Annotated in this window: 12 protein-coding genes, 1 tRNA gene and 1 pseudogene; 6 read left to right on the top strand and 8 right to left on the bottom strand. The window is 65.4% G+C overall.

The genetic code is table 11. From position 1 onward, the window contains the following. Positions 1 to 19: 19 nt before the first annotated feature. On the top strand, positions 20 to 472 hold the full coding sequence (locus ACFVTD_RS19220; RefSeq protein WP_387566133.1) for a RidA family protein: 453 nt from the start codon (positions 20 to 22) through the stop codon (positions 470 to 472). 7 nt (positions 473 to 479) lie between these two features. Here ACFVTD_RS19220 and ehuA read toward each other — a convergent pair whose 3' ends face one another. From ehuA to ehuB, 4 genes are read right to left on the bottom strand one after another with little or no spacing between them, the layout of a single operon-like run. Beyond that, positions 480 to 1,295 (bottom strand): ectoine/hydroxyectoine ABC transporter ATP-binding protein EhuA, encoded by an 816-nt coding sequence (gene ehuA, locus ACFVTD_RS19215; RefSeq protein WP_387566130.1) that lies wholly within the window; start codon positions 1,293 to 1,295, stop codon positions 480 to 482. Further along, positions 1,279 to 1,935, bottom strand: coding sequence for an ectoine/hydroxyectoine ABC transporter permease subunit EhuD (ehuD, locus tag ACFVTD_RS19210; protein WP_387566127.1), 657 nt, complete (start codon positions 1,933 to 1,935; stop codon positions 1,279 to 1,281). The genes ehuA and ehuD overlap by 17 nt, the downstream gene beginning before the upstream one ends. Next, positions 1,932 to 2,630: an ectoine/hydroxyectoine ABC transporter permease subunit EhuC gene (gene ehuC, locus ACFVTD_RS19205; RefSeq protein WP_387566124.1), complete on the bottom strand. Its 699-nt coding sequence runs from the start codon at positions 2,628 to 2,630 to the stop codon at positions 1,932 to 1,934. Before ehuC ends, ehuD begins: the two co-directional genes overlap by 4 nt. A 28-nt stretch (positions 2,631 to 2,658) precedes the next feature. Further along, the gene (ehuB, locus tag ACFVTD_RS19200) at positions 2,659 to 3,552 is read right to left on the bottom strand and encodes an ectoine/hydroxyectoine ABC transporter substrate-binding protein EhuB (protein ID WP_387566121.1); all 894 of its coding nucleotides are present in this window, start codon (positions 3,550 to 3,552) and stop codon (positions 2,659 to 2,661) included. A 217-nt stretch (positions 3,553 to 3,769) separates the two neighbouring features. Between ehuB and ald the strand changes: the two genes are divergently transcribed. From ald to acs, 4 genes and pseudogenes are all read left to right on the top strand, one after another. Beyond that, positions 3,770 to 4,936 (top strand): alanine dehydrogenase, encoded by a 1,167-nt coding sequence (gene ald / locus ACFVTD_RS19195; RefSeq protein ID WP_387566118.1) that lies wholly within the window; start codon positions 3,770 to 3,772, stop codon positions 4,934 to 4,936. Next, entirely contained in the window at positions 4,933 to 5,850 is a 918-nt protein-coding gene (gene pdxS / locus ACFVTD_RS19190; RefSeq protein WP_387566115.1) for a pyridoxal 5'-phosphate synthase lyase subunit PdxS, read from the top strand. Before ald ends, pdxS begins: the two co-directional genes overlap by 4 nt. Positions 5,851 to 5,926: 76 nt before the next feature. Then, positions 5,927 to 6,184 carry a hypothetical protein gene (locus ACFVTD_RS19185; protein WP_387566112.1) on the top strand — a complete coding sequence of 86 codons (258 nt, stop codon included), beginning with the start codon at positions 5,927 to 5,929 and terminating at the stop codon, positions 6,182 to 6,184. Between the two features lie 169 nt (positions 6,185 to 6,353). Then, positions 6,354 to 8,329 (top strand): annotated as a pseudogene (acs, locus tag ACFVTD_RS19180) (acetate--CoA ligase). A 706-nt stretch (positions 8,330 to 9,035) separates the two neighbouring features. On the opposite strand, the gene ACFVTD_RS19175 reads toward acs, so the two are convergent. Continuing rightward, positions 9,036 to 9,117: transfer RNA gene (locus ACFVTD_RS19175), tRNA-Leu, on the bottom strand. A gap of 204 nt (positions 9,118 to 9,321) precedes the next feature. Here ACFVTD_RS19175 and ACFVTD_RS19170 point away from each other — a divergent pair. Further along, on the top strand, positions 9,322 to 9,927 hold the full coding sequence (locus ACFVTD_RS19170) for an ANTAR domain-containing response regulator (protein WP_009358190.1): 606 nt from the start codon (positions 9,322 to 9,324) through the stop codon (positions 9,925 to 9,927). A gap of 121 nt (positions 9,928 to 10,048) precedes the next feature. Here the strand turns inward: ACFVTD_RS19170 and pyk are convergent, their stop codons facing one another. The 3 genes from pyk to gltB form a co-directional block, all read right to left on the bottom strand. Continuing rightward, the gene (gene pyk, locus ACFVTD_RS19165; RefSeq protein WP_387566109.1) at positions 10,049 to 11,557 is read right to left on the bottom strand and encodes a pyruvate kinase; all 1,509 of its coding nucleotides are present in this window, start codon (positions 11,555 to 11,557) and stop codon (positions 10,049 to 10,051) included. 77 nt (positions 11,558 to 11,634) lie between these two features. After that, positions 11,635 to 13,092, bottom strand: coding sequence for a glutamate synthase subunit beta (locus tag ACFVTD_RS19160; protein WP_387566106.1), 1,458 nt, complete (start codon positions 13,090 to 13,092; stop codon positions 11,635 to 11,637). Then, positions 13,085 to 17,701, bottom strand: coding sequence for a glutamate synthase large subunit (gltB, locus tag ACFVTD_RS19155; protein WP_387566103.1), 4,617 nt, complete (start codon positions 17,699 to 17,701; stop codon positions 13,085 to 13,087). The genes ACFVTD_RS19160 and gltB overlap by 8 nt, the downstream gene beginning before the upstream one ends. Positions 17,702 to 17,959 lie beyond the last annotated feature (258 nt).

Genomic DNA, 17,959 nt, shown 5'->3' with positions numbered 1-17,959 from the left:
GCAAAGGAGCATCTTGAACGTGTCGAAAATCCCGGCCGACGGCGTCGACCTCGAATTGCCGTCCCCACCTGTTCCGGTGGCCAACTACGTTCCGGTCCGCCAGGTGGGAAACCTCGTTTTCACGGCGGGCCAGACGCCCACCCGCGATGGCGTCCTCACCATCAGCGGCAAGCTGGGGCGCGAGCTCACCATCGAGCAGGGCCAGGAAGCAAGCGCCACGGCGGTGCTTAACTGCCTGGCAGCCCTGAAGCAGCACCTGGGCTCGCTGGACCGGATCGTGTCCGTAGTCAGCCTGACCGGTTACGTAGCTTCGGCCGAAGGCTTCGGTGACCAGCCGGCCGTGATCAACGGCGCCTCGCTGGTCCTGGAACAGGCCTTCGGCGACAAGGGGCACCATGCCCGGGCAGCTGTCGGCGTTTCCGAACTGCCCGGGCTGGCACCCGTTGAAATTGCGATGATTGTAGAGGTGTAGCGCACCGTCAGTGCTGCAGGACGGCCCGGAGGAAGGTCCGGGTCCGTTCCTGCTGCGGGTCCTTGAAGATCTGGGCCGGCGGTCCACTTTCCACGGCAGCCCCGTTGTCGAACATCACCACCCGGTCCGAGATCTCCTCCGCGAATCGCATCTCGTGCGTCACCATGAGCATGGTCATGTCCGTGGTGTGCGCAAGGTTCCGGATCACATTCAGCACCTCGCCGATCAACTCCGGGTCAAGCGCCGAGGTAGGCTCGTCGAACAACAGCACCCTGGGCCGCATAGCCAGCGCGCGGGCGATGGCCACGCGCTGCTGCTGCCCGCCGGACATCTGAGGCGGCGTATGGTTCATGTGCTTCCCGAGGCCCACTAGGTTCAGCAGCTCCGCGGCGCGTTCCTTCGCCTCCGCCTTGTTCATGCCCAGCACGTGGATGGGCGCCTCGATGACGTTCTCCATGGCGGTCATATGCGGAAACAGGTTGAACTGCTGGAACACCATGCCGATCTTGCGCCGGGTTTCCCGCATCTGCCTGGTTTCGCGCACCTTTTGGCCGGCGTTGACATCCCACAGCACGTCGCCGTCGACCTTCACGAGCCCTTCACTGGGCGTCTCCAGCGTCATGAGGATACGCAGGATCGTGGTCTTGCCCGATCCGGAAGGGCCGATGATGGAGACCTTCTCCCCCGGCGCCACTTCGAAGTTCAGCGACTTCAGGACCTGGTTTGATCCCCAGTTCTTGCTGACGTTCTTGAACCTGACGATCGGATCGGGGGCAAGGTCCACCGGAGTGGACAGGGGTTGGGGTTCAGTGCTGGGGCGCATAGCGCCGCTCCAATCTGTTGACGAGCCGTGAGGCGGGGTAGCTGATGGCCAGGAACAACAGTGCTGCGAGGGTCAGCGGTTCCAGGTACCGGAAGCTGGAGCTTCCGATCGCCTGTGCCGTTGCCATGAGTTCCACCACCGTGATGGCTGAGAGAACTGCTGAGTCCTTGAACATCTGGATGAGGTAGTTCCCGAGCATCGGGACCACGGTGCGTATTGCCTGCGGGAGGATGATCCTGCTCCAGGTGCGGGCCCCCGGGAGGCTCAGCGCCGTTGCTGCCTCCCACTGGCCCTTGGGCACACCCTGGATACCGCTGCGGTAAACCTCTGCCATGTAGGCGCTGTAGTTCACGCCTATAACCACTACGCCGGTGGTGAAGGCGTCGAAGCTGATGCTGTACGCCGGCAGGACAAAGAATGCGCAGTAGGCCTGGACCAGCAGCGGGGTTCCCCGCACGAACACCACGAAGAAGGACACGGCGTGGGACAGCACCGGGATGGCGAGCCGCCGAAGAATCGCGAAGAACAGACCCAAAAGGGCAGCCAGCAGGGTGCCCAACAGGGTGATCTTGACCGTGACCCAGAGGCCCTCAAGGAGCAGCGGAATGACGGACACGGCAAAGCTGTTGTCCCAGATCATGCTGCACCTACCTTCATGAGTTGGCTTTCCTTGCGCTGGGCGGCGAGTGCCTTCCGGTCAAGCGCGTAGCGCCGTTCCAGCCAGCTGGTGAGCAGCGTCAGTACGTAGGAGAGGACGAAGTACATCACCAGGATGGTGATGAAAATCGCGGTCGTCTGCCCGGTGCTGCTCCGGATCATCTGTGCCCGGAAGGTCAGGTCCGCCACCGTGACGAGGGAGACGAGTGAGGTGTTCTTCAGCAGGTCCACCATGACGTTTCCGAAGGGCGGCAGCATGGCAGGGATCGACTGCGGGATGATGATGCGCCTGAGCCTCAGTGCGGGTTCCATACCCAATGCGATGCACGCTTCGGTCTGGCCTTTGGCCCGGCTGGCGATGGCGCCGCGTACGACTTCTGCGGCATACGCGCCCTCGTTCAGCCCGAGCGCCAGGACCGCAGCGGTGAGCGGGTGGAGCTGGATTCCAAAGAACGGCAATGCGAAGAACAGCCAGAACATCTGGACCAGCAGCGACGTTCCGCGGAATACCTCAATGAACACTCCGGCCGGCCAGCTGATGATCCGGTGGCTGGATAGTCGTGCCAGGCCAGCCGCAAACGCGACCACCAGGCATAACGCCCCACTGAGCACCGCCACCAGGATGGTGGTCAGGAGCCCCTGCCACAGCAGCGGCGCGTACTCGATTACTGCAGACATTCCCGCCTCCCTTCTGCCGGCAGGGGCATCAGCCCGCGGTCTTGCATAGGTCCTGGGCGGTTACGCCTTCCACCACGGACGCGTCAAAGCCCCACTTGCTGAGGATTTCTGCGAACTCCGGCGTTTTCTTGAACGCTGCGAGCTCCTTGTTGTAGGCCTCGTGGAAGGCAGCGTCGGACTGGCGGAAGGCAGCACCGGAACCGGTGCGCGGAGCGTCATCTACCGGCTTGCTGATGTCAAAGCTTGAATCGTCTTTTGCAAGAGCCTTAAGGGAGAGCGTAGGCAGCATGAAAGCATCGGCGCGGTTGGCTTTGAGTGCTTCCAGGCCGCTGCGTCCGTCGTTGATCTTCACCTGCTGGGACGCAGGCACGTTGGCGGTCTTGAGAACACCCTCCTCGAAACCGCCCGGGAGGACAGCAATCCGCATTGACGGATCGGCCAGGATGGCGGACACAGAGGTGATGCCCTTGGGGTTGCCCTTAGGGGTGGCAAACGATTCTGTGGAGACGATCACCGGCTCCGAGTAGAGCACCTGCGCGCAGCGGGATTCCTTCATGAACAGGCCGGCGGCGATGACATCCCAGCGGTTGGCGTTGAGGCCGGGAATCATGGATTCGTAGGGCGTAATGATGCCCTGGACCTCCCCGATGCCCAGCTTCTTGCAGACTGCGCGGAGAACGTCCGGCTCGCAACCGGTGACTGTGCCGTCGGCGCCGACCTGCGTGTAGGGGGGCTCGTTGGCGATGCCCACGCGCAGGAATCCCTGGGCCTTAGCCTGTTCCAGCAAGTTGCTGGCAGCGCCGGAGGCAGGACCGCCTGGCGCCACAGTGGAACAGCCTGTCGCCCAGCCGGCCACCGAAACCCCGAGTGCCGCCACGCCTGCACCCCGCAGGAGGTTCCGCCGCGAAATATTGCCCGTCATAATTACTCCTTCACCCGGCCCATGCCGGGGATAGTCAACAGGATCACACGCTGTGACGTGTGTTACATAAAACCTAAGAGCCGGGTGTACTATTGTCAACAATCCGAATGTAAATTGTGCGTTACCGGCGATGCGAAGATGACTTGCCTGGGAGCGCCCAGCCACGTCGAGGAAGGCCTGGAGCCTCCCGACACAAAACCCACAGATGGAGCCCACGATGATCATCGGCGTCCCCAAAGAAATCAAGAACAACGAGTTCCGGGCGGCCATCACGGCCGCCGGCGTCCACGAGTTCCGCAGCAACGGCCACACCGTCCTGGTGGAACGCGGCGCGGGGCTTGGCTCCGGCATCACCGACGAGGAATACTCCATCGCAGGTGCAGAAATCGTCAACGAAGCCGACGATGTCTGGGCCCGCGCCGACATGGTCATGAAGGTCAAGGAACCGGTCAAGGTCGAGTACCACCGCTTCCGGAAGGGCCTGATCCTCTTCACCTACCTCCACCTGGCGGCCGAGCCCGAACTCACCCGCGAGCTCATCAACTCCGGCGTCACCGCCATCGCCTACGAGACCGTCCAGGAAGGCCGCACCCTCCCGCTGCTGGCCCCCATGTCCGAGGTCGCCGGCCGGCTCTCCGTCCAGGTGGGCGCCACTTCCCTGATGGCACCCGCCGGCGGCAAGGGCGTGCTGCTGGGCGGCGTGCCCGGCGTACGGCCCGCCAAGGTGGTTGTCCTGGGCGCCGGCGTTGCCGGTACCAACGCCGCAGCCATGGCCCTGGGCCTGGGCGCCGACGTCACCATCCTGGACATCAACATCAACCGCCTGCGCGAACTGGACGCCCAGTACCAGGGCAGGCTCAAGACAGTGGCGTCCAACAAGTACGAGATCGAAAAGTCCGTGGTGGACGCCGACCTGGTGATCGGCTCCGTCCTGATCCCCGGCGCCAAGGCCCCGAAGCTGGTCACCAACGACCTCGTGGCCCGCATGAAGCCCGGCTCAGTCCTGGTGGACATCGCCGTGGACCAGGGCGGCTGCTTCGAGGACACCCACCCCACCACGCACCAGGAACCCACCTACAAGGTGCACAACACCATCTTCTACTGCGTCGCCAACATGCCCGGCGCCGTGCCCAACACCTCCACCTACGCGCTGACCAACGTGACCCTCCGCTACGCCGTGTCCCTGGCGAACCTGGGCGTCAAAGCGGCCTTCGACCGCGACCCGGCCCTGGCCGCAGGCCTCAACATCGCCTCCGGCCACGTGGCACACCACTCCGTCTCCGAGGCCCACAACCTGCCGCTCGTCGCCGACTGGCACGAACTGGTCACCGCCACGTCGTCGTCCGCTTCTTCCACCCATCACACCCAAAAAGGACGCTCATGATCACCTCATCACAAGCCCCAGATTGGTCCCGGCCTGTCACGGGCAGCAGCCGTGTGAAGCGTGGCATGGCTGAGATGCTCAAGGGCGGCGTCATCATGGACGTCGTCAACGTCGAGCAGGCCCGCATCGCCGAAGACGCCGGTGCCGTGGCTGTCATGGCGCTGGAGCGCGTTCCGGCCGATATCCGCGCCCAGGGCGGCGTGTCCCGGATGTCCGATCCGGATATGATCGACCAGATCATCGATGCCGTGTCCATCCCGGTCATGGCCAAGGCCCGGATCGGCCACTTCGTCGAGGCCCAGGTCCTGCAGTCCCTCGGCGTGGACTACATCGACGAGTCCGAGGTCCTGACCCCGGCCGACTACGTCAACCACATCGACAAGTGGAACTTCAAGGTTCCCTTCGTCTGTGGCGCCACCAACCTTGGTGAGGCCCTGCGCCGCATCAACGAGGGCGCTGCCATGATCCGGTCCAAGGGCGAGGCCGGCACCGGCGACGTCTCCAACGCCACCGGGCACATGCGCAAGATCCGCGCCGAGATCGCCAAGCTCGCCGCCCTGCCCGAGGACGAGCTGTACGTCGCGGCCAAGGAACTGCAGGCCCCGTACGAACTGGTCAAGGAAGTCGCCGCTGCCGGCAAGCTCCCCGTGGTGCTGTTCACCGCCGGCGGCATCGCCACACCGGCCGACGCCGCGATGATGATGCAGCTCGGCGCTGACGGCGTGTTCGTTGGCTCCGGCATCTTCAAGTCCGGCAACCCCGCCCAGCGCGCCGCCGCCGTCGTGAAGGCCACCACCTTCTTCGACGACCCCGACGTCATCGCCAAAGCCTCCCGCGGCCTCGGCGAAGCCATGGTCGGCATCAACGTCGACGAAATCCCCCAACCGCACCGCCTCGCCGAACGCGGCTGGTAACACGCCGTACCGCTCACTGGCCGGCAACACAACATTTCGAATCAAACCTCGACATGGAAAGTTCAGGATCAGGACCGTGAAGAAACGCACGCACCCGCAGCATACAGCCGGCATCCCGCAGAGTCCCCGGACCGGCGATCACTGCCCCTTCAATGGATGGTGGGCACCATCCAATGACGAAAAGAACACTCACTTCATCACGGAGGGAAGCCTCATGCCGTCCATCAATGGCAGCGCCGTTGTTTGGAAACTCATTGTTCGCCGGCTGCGCTGGGAGGAAGAGGGACCCGCCCACGACCTTCCGCCGCGGGGTTTTGCACTGGACACCATCTAACTGCCGCGCACGGAGACCCGATCCGGCCCGGCACTGCACAGCACCGGGCTGACCAACTTTCGTGGGCACAACCACTGTCACGCCAAGCCCTAAACGCCCGAACGCTCCAGAGCGGTCTTAGCACCGCCCTCACATGGAGAAAGTCAGATAACCTGTGACCTCCTCAACGATCCCGAATTGGAAGCATGAAGCGCATCGATTTATTCCAGACGCGGAGTTTGCCGCGAACGCGGTCGTGACCGCGGCGGAGTATGACGAGGCCGGTGCTGACCGTCCCGCCTTTTGGGCGAAGAAGGCCCGCGAGCTGCTGACCTGGAGCAAGGATTTCGATCAGGCGCTGGACTGGTCCAACCCGCCGTTCGCGAAGTGGTGTGTGGGCGGGGAGGTCAACGCCGCCTACAACGCGCTGGACAGGCACGTTGAGAACGGCCTGGGCGACAGGGTCGCCATCTACTTCGAGGGCGAACCAGGCGACACCAGCACCTACACCTACGCGCAGCTCACCGAAGAGGTGAAGAAGGCAGCCAACGCTTTCGAGTCCCTCGGCGTGGCCAAGGGCGACCGGGTGGCGGTCTACCTGCCCATGATTCCCGAGGCCGTGATCACGTTGCTCGCCTGCGCCCGGATCGGCGCCGTGCACTCGGTGGTGTTCGGCGGCTTCTCCGCGGACGCCCTGCGCTCACGGATCGACGACGCCGAAGCCAAGCTCGTGGTCACCGCTGACGGCACCTACCGGCGCGGCAAGCCGAGCGCATTGAAGAGTGCCGTGGACGAAGCGTTGTCCCGCGGGGGAGATGCAGGCGGCCACACGGTCCCGAACGTCGTGGTGGTCAAGCGCAACGGCCAGGACGTGGACTGGCACGAGGGCCGGGACCACTGGTGGGCGGACACGGTTGAGGCTGCCTCCGCCGAGCACACGGCCGTCGGGCATGACTCCGAGCACCCGCTGTTCATCCTGTACACCTCCGGCACCACCGGGAAGCCGAAGGGCATCCTCCACACCACCGGCGGGTACCTCACCCAGACCGCGTACACCCAAAAGGCGGTCTTCGACCTGCACCCGGAGACGGACGTGTACTGGTGCACGGCCGACGTCGGCTGGGTCACCGGCCACTCCTACGTCGCCTACGCCCCGCTCATCAACGGCGCCACCCAGGTCATGTACGAGGGCACCCCGGACTCACCGCACCAGGGCCGCTGGTGGGAGATCGTGGAGAAGTACAAGGTCTCCATCCTCTACACCGCCCCCACGGCCATCCGGACGTTCATGAAATGGGCCGGGAGATCCCGGACAAGTACGATCTCTCCTCCCTGCGCGTCCTCGGCTCCGTGGGTGAACCCATCAACCCCGAGGCCTGGATGTGGTACCGGACGGTCATCGGCGGAAACGGCGGCAAGAACGGCGAAAAGAAGCAAAACCCCGCCCCGATTGTTGACACCTGGTGGCAGACCGAGACGGGCGCCCAAATGATCGCCCCGCTCCCCGGAGTCACCGCCACCAAACCGGGCTCGGCCCAGGTGCCGCTGCCCGGCATCGCCGTGGACGTCGTCGACGAGATGGGCCAGTCCGTGCCCAACGGCCACGGCGGCTTCCTGGTGATCCGCGAACCCTGGCCGGCCATGCTGCGCGGCATCTGGGGCGACCCTGAGCGGTTCAAGGACACCTACTGGTCCCGGTTCGAAAACATGTACTTCGCCGGGGACGGCGCCAAGAAGGACGAGGACGGCGACATCTGGCTCCTGGGCCGGGTGGATGACGTCATGAACGTCTCCGGGCACCGGCTCTCCACCACGGAAATCGAGTCCGCCCTGGTCTCCCACCCCGCCGTGGCCGAAGCCGCCGCCGTGGGCGCCGCGGACGAGACCACCGGCCAGGCCGTCGTCGCCTTCGTCATCCTCCGCGGAGACGCCCCCAACAACGGCGACGAAACAGTCCAGGAGCTCCGGAACCACGTCGGCAAGGAAATCGGCCCCATCGCCAAACCGAAGGCGATCCTGGTAGTACCTGAACTGCCCAAGACACGCTCCGGGAAAATCATGCGCCGCCTGCTCAAGGACGTCGCCGAAGGCCGCGACCCGGGCGACGCCACCACCCTCTCGGACCCCACCATCATGCAGCAGATCGCAGCAACCCTCAGGATATAGGCGCTCAAGCCATGGATGACTCGCTCACACCCCGGATCGAAATCCCACCCTTCTGATTACGCGCTAAACGGCAGCATACGGTCAACTTGGTCAGAGCACCGTGGGGTAGCACCCCAAAGCATCCAGGATGTCAGGGGCGCATGCGCTTCTGTAGGTCCTGGTTCCGCGCTCCCCCGCGATTTTCGCACGACCAGAAGCCAAAAGGTTCGCTGGTCGGCTTCTGGTCTGGGTGGTCGCTGGGCCATTCCCCAGGGCGCAGCTAGGGCACTACTTGCCCCTCCTGAAACCTGCCCGCTCCTAGCCGCCACTGGACGCCCTTAAAGCAGACATAAGTGTGGACACTGTCCACACCCTCTTTGGCAGGACAAAGTGCGGGGCGGGACTCTCGCGGGCAAGCCTAAGGCCGCCTTCCAGAGGGCGTCCTGTAGCGACATCGCCGGAGTCATGTTGTCCCCGCTCCCCCGGACCATGAATAGGTGTAAGCCACTACCGGGCCTACTCAACAGAACCGGAACGAGGAACTGCATAACCCCACCCACGGCAGGCGGAAGGCCCCCAGCCAGGGACTTAAAACCCGCCACCCCACACACCTGAACAGGCCACGCGGCGGCCAGGCCACAGCCCGCGAACCAGCCGTCAGAGCGACGCGACCACAAGCTTTGTCAACACGTCAAAGCAAAAACGCCTCTGACGAGGGAAAACGTCGTGCCCGAGGTGGGACTCGAACCCACACACCTTTCGATACCGCATTTTGAGTGCGGCGCGTCTGCCAATTCCGCCACTCGGGCGCGGATTACATGGAGCAAAAAGCTACGCCCACAGCTGACTGTGAGCAACGCGATCGCTTCACGTACGCGGAATTACTCTACATGCAGATAGGCTGAATTCCAGAATCGCGCCGCCGTCGCCGCAAACGAACCCCTGCAAGCCAAGTACAGCCGCGGTGGCACCTAAGATAGTGATGTCCCGCCGTACCTTTTCAAGGAGATCCCGTGACTGAACAGACGGAGTCCAAGCCCACGTCCCAGCCGGCGCGCCGCGTCATTGTGGCAGAGGATGAAACCCTCATCCGCCTCGACATTATCGAGATCCTGCGCGGTGAAGGCTATGACGTCGTGGGCGAGGCGGACAACGGCGAGAAGGCCGTCCAGCTCGCCGAGGAACTGAAGCCGGACCTGGTCCTGATGGACGTCAAGATGCCCGTTATGGACGGCATTTCCGCGGCGGAGAAGATCGTCAAGGCCCGCATTGCCCCCGTGGTGCTGCTGACCGCCTTCAGCCAGAAGGAACTCGTGGAGCGTGCCCGCGACGCCGGCGCCATGGCCTACGTGGTCAAGCCGTTCACGCCCGCTGACCTCATCCCGGCACTGGAGATCGCACTCTCCCGCCACGAGGAAATCAAGGCCCTCGAAAGCGAGGTGTCGGACCTTCAGGAGCAGTTCGCCACCCGCAAGCTCGTCGAGCGCGCCAAGAGCCTGCTGACCACCAAGATGGGCCTGACGGAGCCGGAAGCTTTCCGCTGGATCCAGAAGACCTCCATGGACCGCCGCCTCAGCATGCGCGAGGTCGCCGAAACCATCATCAACCAGGTCAACTAGCGCCCTGGCCGGGCCGCGAAGGATTACGACGACGGCCCGGCCACCAGCCGCAAACGGTCACTAAAGGGCCACAACAGCGAAAAGGACCCCTGCCAACAGCAGGGGTCCTTTTCGTTGAAGCCTAGGCCTGGGCGGCCTGGTTCTTCTTCTTCTTTTCCGGCCAGGGGCCGAGCTTCTCGCGGTTGCTGCCGGGCTCGCCGCCCTGGCTGCCGGCGTCGGCGAGGTCGCCCACCTTGTGGACCTTCAGCATGTTCGTGGACCCGGCTTTTCCGGGAGGGGAACCGGCGGCAATGACCACCAGGTCGCCGTCGTCCACCAGGTCCATTTCCAGCAGGCTGCGGTCAACCTGGGACGTCATCTCATCGGTGTGGCCCACCATGGGGACCAGCACCGGCTGGATGCCCCAGGTCAGCGCGAGCTGGTTCCACACGTGCTCCACCGGAGTGAAGGCGAACACGGCCTTGATGGGCCGGAGCCGGGAGAGGCGCCGGGCGGAGTCGCCGGACTGGGTGAAGGTACAGATGTACTTCGCGTCCAGCTGGTCGGCGATTTCGACGGCGGCCCGCGTGATGGCGCCACCACGGGTCTTGGGCTTGGTCCCCAGCGGAGGGACGCGCTCCAGGCCGTGGACTTCGGTGGACTCGATGATCCGGGCCATGGTCTTGACCGTCTCGATCGGGTACTTGCCCACGCTGGTCTCACCGGACAGCATCACGGCGTCGGCACCGTCCAGCACGGCGTTGGCGCAGTCGGACGCCTCTGCACGGGTGGGGCGCGGGTTGTCGATCATGGACTCGAGGACCTGGGTGGCCACGATTACCGGCTTGGCCCAGCGGCGGGCCAGTTCGACGGCACGCTTCTGGACGATCGGCACTTCCTCCAGCGGCAGTTCCACGCCGAGGTCGCCACGGGCCACCATGATGGCGTCGAACGCGTCGATGATCTCGGGCAGCTGGTCCACTGCCTGCGGCTTTTCGATCTTGGCGATGACCGGCACGCGGCGGCCTTCCTCGTCCATGATCTCGTGCACCCGGGTGATGTCCTGGGCGTCGCGAACGAACGAGAGCGCCACCAGGTCGACACCGCGGCGGATGGCCCAGCGGAGGTCGTCCTCGTCTTTTTCGCTCAGCGCGGGGACGTTGACGGCCACGCCGGGAAGGTTGATGCCCTTGTTGTTGGACACCATGCCGCCGACGGTCACCTCGGCGACCACCTTGACGTCGTCGACCTCGATGGCACGCAGTGCCACCTTGCCGTCGTCGATCAGCAGGGCATCGCCCACGTTGACGTCCTCGGTGAGGCTCTTGAGCGTGGTGGAGCAGATGTCCTTGGTGCCGGGAACATCCTCGGTGGTGATGGTGAAGATGTCGCCAACAGCGAGGGCGTGCGGGCCATCAACGAAGCGGCCCAGGCGGATCTTGGGACCCTGCAGGTCGGCCATGATGGCCACTGCCTTGCTCAGGTCGGACGCGGCCTTGCGGACGTTCTCGTAGGTGTTGTCGTGCACGGTGTAGTCGCCGTGGCTCATGTTCATGCGGGCGACGTCAACGCCGGCCTCCAGCACCGCGAGGGTGTTTTCGTAGCTGGCAATGGCCGGGCCGAACGTAGCCACAATTTTTGCGCGTCTCATATACCTACCCTATTGGTCTCTTGCATTGGTTAAGTTGTCTGCGAGGTGAACCCTCGATGCATCCCCCGGGTCAGCGGTCAGAGGACGGCGATGGCACGGTCCGTTGGCGCGACGGGTGCAGGAAGGATGGTGCTTCCCATCAGGTACTTGTCCACCGCGGCGGCAGCTGCGCGGCCCTCGGCGATGGCCCACACGATCAGGGACTGCCCGCGGCCGGCGTCACCGGCAACGAACACGCCTTCGGTGTTGGTCATGTAGTAACCGTCGCGTGCCACGTTGCCGCGGCCGTCGAACTCAGCGCTGACCTGCTCGGTGATTCCGGCAGGTTCGGCGCCGGTGAAGCCCAGCGACAGGAACACCAGGTCGGCGGGGATGATCCGCTCGGTGCCGGCTTTGGGGAGCCGCTTGCCGTCCACGAACTCGGTCTCGGCCACCTTCACCCCGGTGAGCTTGCCGTTTTCGCCCACGAACTCGACGGTGGAGGCGAGGTAGGTGCGTTCGCCGCCTTCCTCGTGTGCGCTGGCAACCTCGAAGAGGGTGGGGAACGTCGGCCACGGCTGGTGGCTGGCCCGCTCTGCCGGCGGCTGCTTGCCGATGGCCAGGGTGGTGACGGACGCGGCGCCGTGCCGGTGCGCGGTGCCCAGGCAGTCGGCACCGGTATCGCCGCCGCCCAGGATCACCACATGCTTGCCGTGGGCGTTGATCTGGTCCTCGATGGTTTCCCCGGCCACCGCGCGGTTGGCGGGCACCAGGTAGTCCATGGCGAAGTGGACGCCGTCCAGGTCACGGCCCGGGATGGGCAGGTCGCGTGGAACGGTGGCACCCGTGCAGACCACGACGGCGTCGTAGCGCCTGCGCAGCTGCTCCCAGGTGACGTCGGTGCCCACGGACACGCCGGTCCGGAAGCGGGTGCCTTCCGCCTTCATCTGCTCGACGCGGCGGTCCACCTGCTCCTTTTCCATCTTGAAGTCGGGGATGCCGTACCGTAGCAGGCCGCCGATCTTGTCGTCCCGCTCGTAGACGGCAACAGTGTGGCCCACGCGGGTGAGCTGCTGGGCGACGGCCAGGCCGGCAGGGCCGGATCCGACTACTGCGACGGTCTTGCCGGTGAGGCGGGTGGGCGGCAACGGGCTGACCCAGCCGTTGTCCCAGGCCTCGTCGATGATCGACACCTCCACCTGCTTGATGGTGACGGCGGGCTGGTTGATTCCCAGTACGCAGGACGCCTCGCAGGGTGCCGGGCAAAGCCGGCCCGTAAACTCGGGGAAGTTGTTCGTCGCGTGCAGGCGCTCGATTGCTTCATCGCCCTTGTCCCGCCACATGAGGTCGTTCCACTCCGGGATGAGGTTGCCCAGTGGGCAGCCCTGGTGGCAGAAGGGAACACCACAGTCCATGCAGCGTCCGGCCTGTGCCTTCAGCGTGCCCTTTTCCTGCGCCTCGTAGACCTCTTTCCAGTCCATGATGCGGACGGGAACGGGACGGCGTGGCTGGGTTTCACGCTGGCGTACTTTCAGAAATCCGCGTGGATCAGCCACCGGTAACCTCCAGGATTCGAGACCATACTTCTTCGCCGTCGGGGTCAAGGCCCTCTTCGATGGCGTCGAGACGGGTTTGCAGCACGGCCGCGTAGTCGCGCGGCAGCACCTTGGTGATGCGGGCGGCGGTGTCATCGAAGTTCTCGAGGAGGCGTGCCGCCAGCTGGGAGTCAGTTTCTTCCACGTGCTTGACCAGCAGGCCGTGGACGATGTCGCGGTCCTCGGAGTCCAGCTCGCGCAGCTGCAGTTCGCCGGACTCCAGCGCCTGCTTGTTGACGCGGGTGGTCCTCAGGTCCAGGACGTAGGCGGTACCGCCGGACATGCCCGCGCCGAAGTTGCGGCCGGTGCGTCCGATGATCAGCGTCTGGCCGCCGGTCATGTACTCGCAGCCGTGGTCGCCAATGCCTTCGACGACGGCGGTGGCACCGGAGTTGCGGACCAGGAAGCGTTCGCCCACCTGGCCCCGCAGGAACATCTCGCCGCTGGTGGCGCCGTAGCCGATCACGTTGCCGGCGATGACGTTGGTCTCCGCCTTGAACACGTTGGTACGGTCCGGGCGGACGATGATCCGGCCGCCGGACAGGCCCTTGCCCACGTAGTCGTTCGAGTCGCCGTACAGCCGCAGGGTGATGCCCGCGGGCAGGAAGGCGCCCAGGGACTGGCCGGCGGTGCCGTTCAGCGTCACGTCGATGGTGTCGGTGGCCAGGACGTCGGTACCAAAGGTCTTGGTAACAACGTGGCCCAGCATGGTGCCCACTGAGCGGTCGGTGTTGATGACATCCACGGTGATCTTCACCGGGCTGCGGTCCGTCAGCGCCTCGGTGGCCATGGTGATCAGCCGCTGGTCGAAGTGCTTGTCCAGCTCGTGGTTCTGGCCGGTCATGTTCCGCAGCGGCGCGTCGTCGTCGAACTCCAGGCCGTGCAGGATCGGGTCCAGGTCCAGGCCGTCGGCCTTCCAGTGGTCGATCGCCTCGCGGGTGTCCAGGACCTCGGCGTGGCCGATGGCCTCCTCGAGGCTCCGGAAGCCGAGCTCCGCCAGGATCTCGCGGACTTCCTCCGCCAGGAACTCGAAGAAGTTCACCACGAACTCCGGCTTGCCGCTGAAGCGGGCCCGCAGCTCTGGGTTCTGCGTGGCGACGCCCACCGGGCAGGTGTCCAGGTGGCAGACGCGCATCATGATGCAGCCTTCCACCACCAGCGGCGCGGTGGCGAACCCGAACTCCTCACCACCGAGGAGGGCGGCGATGACCACGTCGCGGCCGGTCTTGAGCTGGCCGTCCACCTGCACCACCACGCGGTCGCGCAGGCCGTTGAGCATCAGGGTCTGCTGGGTCTCGGCCAGGCCGAGCTCCCACGGAACACCGGCATGCTTGAGCGAGTTCAGCGGGGAGGCGCCGGTGCCGCCGTCATGGCCGGAGACGAGGACGACGTCGGCCTTCGCCTTGGTCACGCCGGACGCCACGGTGCCGATCCCGACTTCGGAGACGAGCTTCACGTGCACACGGGCCGAGGGGTTGGCGCGCTTGGCATCGTAGATGAGCTGCGCGAGGTCCTCGATCGAGTAGATGTCGTGGTGCGGGGGCGGGGAAATCAGTCCGACACCCGGGGTGGAGTGCCGCGTGCGGGCAACCCACGGGTAGACCTTCTGCGCCATGAGCTGGCCGCCTTCGCCGGGCTTGGCACCCTGCGCCATCTTGATCTGGATGTCGTCGGCGTTGGTCAGGTAGAGGCTGGTCACGCCGAAGCGGCCGGACGCAATCTGCTTGACGGCCGAGCGGCGCTTCGGGTCGAGCAGGCGCTCCACGTCCTCGCCGCCTTCACCGGTGTTGGACTTGCCGCCCAGCTGGTTCATGGCGATGGCCAGCGTCTCGTGGGCCTCCTGGGAGATGGAGCCGTAGCTCATCGCACCGGTGGAGAACCGCTTGACGATGCTGGAAACGGGCTCCACTTCCTCAAGGGGAACGGACGGGCGCTCGTTCTTGAACTTGAGCAGGCCGCGGAGGGTCATGAGGTTGGTGGACTGGTCGTCCACTCCCCTGGTGTACGCCTTGAAGATGTCGTAGCGGCGCTCACGCGTGGCGTGCTGCAGCCGGAAGACGGTCTCCGGGTTGAAGAGGTGCGGCTCGCCGTCGCGGCGCCACTGGTACTCGCCGCCGCCCAGGAGCGGCCGGTGCGGCTGTTCGATGCCGCCCTCGGGGTAGGCCATCTGGTGCCGGGCGGAGACCTCGGCGGCGATGACGTCCAGGCCCACGCCGCCCAGCTGGGAGTGTGTGCCGGCGAAGAATTCGTCCACCAGGTCCTGGCCCAGGCCGAGTGCCTCGAAGGTCTGGGCGCCGGTGTAGGAGGCCACCGTGGAGATGCCCATCTTGGACATGATCTTCAGGACGCCCTTGCCGAGGCCCTTGATGAGGTTGTAGACGCCGTCCTGCGGGGTCACGCCGGTGACGTCGCCGGCAGCGATGAGCTGCTCCACCGATTCCATGGCGAGGTACGGGTTGACGGCGGACGCGCCGTAGCCGATGAGGACTGCAACGTGGTGGGTCTCGCGGACGTCGCCGGCCTCGACCACCAGGGCGGTCTTGGTGCGGTTGGCGCTGCGCAGCAGGTGGTGGTGCACGGCGCTGACCAGCAGCAGCGACGGGATGGGCGCCCACTGGGCGTTGGAGTCACGGTCGGACAGCACGATGTACTGCACGCCGCGGTTGATGGCGCCGGAGACCTGCTCGCAGATTTCGGTGAGCCGGGCGCGGAGCGCGTTCTCGCCGCCTTCGGGGCGGTACAGGCCGCGGACCTTCATGGCCACGCGGTTGCCGTCGGCGTCCTCGATGTTGGCGATCTTGGCGAGCTGGTCGTTGTTGATCACCGGGAAGGGCAGCTGGACCTGGGGCTGGCGGACCTGCTTGGTGTCCAGGAGGTTGCCGTTGGGTCCGATGGCGCAGGTCAGCGAGGTGACCAGCTCTTCGCGGATGGCATCCAGCGGCGGGTTGGTGACCTGCGCAAAGGACTGCACGAAGTAGTCGAACAGCAGGCGCGGGCGCTTGGACAGCACGGCCACCGGGGTATCCGAACCCATGGCCCCCAGCGGCTCGGCGCCGGTCCGGGCCATCGGGCCCAGCAGGATCTTCAGTTCCTCGGTGGTGTAGCCGAAGGTGCGCTGGCGGATATTCACGGACGCGGCAGTGTGGACCACGTGCTCACGCTCGGGCAGGTCGTTGAGGTCGATCAGGTTGTCCTTGACCCATTCGGCCCACGGGTTGGCCGCGGCCACTTCGGCCTTGACCTCTTCGTCGTCAATGATGCGGCCGGAGTCGGTGTCCACCAGGAACATCTTGCCCGGGGACACACGGCCCTTCTTGACCACCTTGGAGGGTTCGACGTCGATCACGCCCACCTCGGAGGCGAAGACGATCAGGCCGTCCTCGGTGATCCAGAAGCGGCCGGGACGCAGTCCGTTGCGGTCCAGGGTAGCGCCCACCAGGTTGCCGTCGGTGAAGGAGACGGCGGCGGGGCCGTCCCAGGGTTCCATCAGCAGCGAGTGGTACTCGTAGAACGCACGGCGGGCCGGATCCATGGTGGCGTGGTTTTCCCAGGCCTCGGGGATCATCATCATGATCGAGTGCGTGATGGGCCGGCCGGAGAGCCACAGCAGTTCGGCCACCTCGTCGAAGGAGGCGGAGTCGGAGGCGCCGGGGGTGCAGATGGGGTACAGCTCCTCCGGCGAGTCACCCAGCAGCGGGTTGGCAAGCTGCGACTGGCGGGCGCGCATCCAGTTCCGGTTGCCCTTGACGGTGTTGATTTCACCGTTGTGGGCGATGGTGCGGAACGGCTGCGCGAGCGGCCAGGACGGGAAGGTGTTGGTGGAGAAACGCGAGTGCACGATCGCCAGCTTGGTCTTGAACCGCTTGTCGGACAGGTCCGGGTAGAACGGTTCGAGCTGGGCGGTGGTGAGCATGCCCTTGTACACAATGGTGCGGGAGGACAGCGACGGGAAGTACACGCCGAACTTGTTCTGGGCACGCTTGCGGATCCGCCAGGCGCGGGAGTCCAGCTCGTTGCGGTCCAGTTCCTCGCCGTTGGCGGACGCCAGGAAGGGCTGGGAGAAGTAGGGCATGCAGGCACGTGCCATGGCGCCTACCAGGTCGGCGACCACCGGCACTTCACGCCAGCCGAGGACCTTGAGGCCCTCGTCGGCAGCCAGCCCCTCGATGCCGGCCTTGGCGGCGTCGGCCTCCCGCTGTTCGGCAGGAAGGAACGCGGTACCGGCAACGTACTGTCCCGGAGCCGGCAGCTCGAACTCGGTGACGGCCCGGAAGAACTCGTCCGGGATCTGCATGAGCAGGCCCGCGCCGTCGCCGGTTCCCTCGTCGGCGCCCACGGCGCCGCGGTGCTCAAGGTTGCGCAGCGCGGTCAGGGCGGCATCGACGATGTCGTACCCGGGCTCGCCGCGCAGCGTCGCGATAATGGCGAGCCCGCAGGCGTCCTTCTCCTGTTCCGGGTTGTACAGCCCGGCGGCCTCCGGCATGGCTGCGAAGCGCTTGAACGGCGACACTGCAGCCTCAGGCTGATCCGCCGGTCCGGACCAGCTGGGAGTGTTAAGAGTTTGGGTCATGGGAGACGTCCTTCCTCCTGATCGTGCGTATGGAAGGGACACCGTTGGCCCCACTCGTCGGCGCCGTTGCAAGGGCACAACAAAGTGTTGATTACTGGAAATTGTAGGTCAGCGCAGCCTGCTGAACTAACGGTTACGCAGGTACCTGCCCGGGGCAACACCGGACAGCAGCTTCACGCTGTACGGACGGTGCCCCATGCCACGACATTGTGGTTTCGGGCCCTTCGAGCGGTGGCTCTACTGCCCTGCCTGGCCGGC

This window comes from Pseudarthrobacter sp. NPDC058119 (genome assembly GCF_042884655.1).
Lineage (GTDB): Bacteria > Actinomycetota > Actinomycetes > Actinomycetales > Micrococcaceae > Arthrobacter.
The sequence above is the reverse complement of the archived record's forward strand: the minus strand, read 5'-3'. Positions and strand labels throughout refer to the sequence as shown.